Below are 1,422 nucleotides of genomic sequence, written 5' to 3'. Positions count from 1 at the left end.
TGCCGCCGCAGGATTTGGAGATCACCTACATCTAGGGAACCGCCCCTCTTGAGGGGCGCCACCCGCCGTCGGGCACCAGACCCTACGACGCCGCCGCGGCTGCGTTCAGAACGCAAGGCCCGCGGCGTCGTTGATAGCTCCGATGGGGAGCTCAGCGAATGATTACTCGGACATGCTCCGGATAATCGCGATGACGCGGAGGATCTCCACGTAGGCCCAGATCAGGGTCACGGTCAAGCCGAATGCAGCGGACCATGCGGCCTTCTCCGGGATACCGCGGCGGACGCCGTCGGTGATGTTCTCGAAGTCCAGCACAAAGCTGTAGGCGGCCAACAGGATGGCCAGGGCGCCCACGATCAAGCCCAGCGGGATGCCGAACAGGGTGACGTCGTAGCGCATGTTGAAACCACCGAGCAGCGAGGTGCCCAGATTGATCAGCGCGAACAGGGCGTAGGCCATGATGGCGACCATGAAGATCTTGGTCACGCGCGGCGAGGAACGCAGCACACCCACCTTGTAGAGGACCAGCACGGACACGAAGACCGCGACGGTACCCATGACTGCCTGGATCACGATGCCCGGGTACATGTTCTCGAACATGCCGGAAATGCCGCCCAGGAACAGGCCTTCGGCCAGGGCGTAAGCCATGATCAGCACCGGGCTGGGCTCGCGCTTGAACGCGTTGACCAGACCGAGGACCAAGCCGATCAGGCGCCGGGCAGGGCGAGGATCGGCATCATCCAGCCGAGCACGCCGGTGACGACGATGCAGACCAGCAGGATGCCAGTGCGCATCACGACATCGTCGTAGCTCATGCGTCCGGTCTGGGCGGGGCCAGCTGCCGGGGCGTTGTACATCTGCTCGAGTTGTTCGGGCGAGTAACGCGGATCCTGGTAGGAACCGGGCGCGCCTTGTTGCGCGTTTTTCTTGTTGAAGTCGCGCAGGAGCGGGTTTCCACCGGCCATGTGTGCGTCCTTTCATGACGTATACGGGCTGTCCGTCAAGGGTAGCAGTGACGTGTCATGCGGAGCTGGGAGTTTGTGCACAGCGAACAGTGAATTTGAGCGTCCCCTCGCACCCCGCCGCAGTCACCGCCCAGCGGGTTTTGTGGATCCTCGACAGTGTGACCTGGACAACAGTTAAATAGTTGGGCATCCTACTAAAGCACCCCATCGAGAGGAATATTCCATGGACGTCTCCAATACTTCTGCCCTCGTCACCGGAGCGGCTTCTGGTCTGGGCGCGGCAACCGCCGCAGCTCTGGCAGATCGCGGCGTACGCGTGATCGGCGTGGACCTCCCCGCCGGCATCGAGAAGGCCCCCGAAGTTGCGGGCGTGACTTACCACGCCGCGGACGTCACCCAGCCCGAGGACGTGCGCGCCGCCGTGGCCGCCGCCGCTGAGGTCGGCCCCTTGCGCACC

Annotated in this window: 1 protein-coding gene and 1 pseudogene; one reads left to right on the top strand and one right to left on the bottom strand. The window is 63.8% G+C overall.

Annotation, left to right across the window (positions count from 1 at the left end; translation table 11 throughout):
- Positions 1-162 precede the first annotated feature (162 nt).
- Positions 163-965: pseudogene (locus YO9_RS0115485) on the bottom strand (Bax inhibitor-1/YccA family protein).
- A gap of 223 nt (positions 966-1,188) precedes the next feature.
- Between YO9_RS0115485 and YO9_RS0115480 the strand changes: the two are divergent.
- Positions 1,189-1,422, top strand: a 234-nt coding sequence (locus tag YO9_RS0115480) for an SDR family NAD(P)-dependent oxidoreductase (protein WP_031273491.1), incomplete at its 3' end; no start/stop codon positions are given.

Origin of the sequence: Kocuria atrinae C3-8 (assembly GCF_000286355.1) — a bacterium.
In the GTDB taxonomy this organism is placed as follows: Bacteria; Actinomycetota; Actinomycetes; order Actinomycetales; family Micrococcaceae; genus Kocuria; species Kocuria atrinae_A.
Note: the sequence above shows the minus strand (reverse complement) of the source record. Positions and strands in the feature narration are given on the sequence as shown.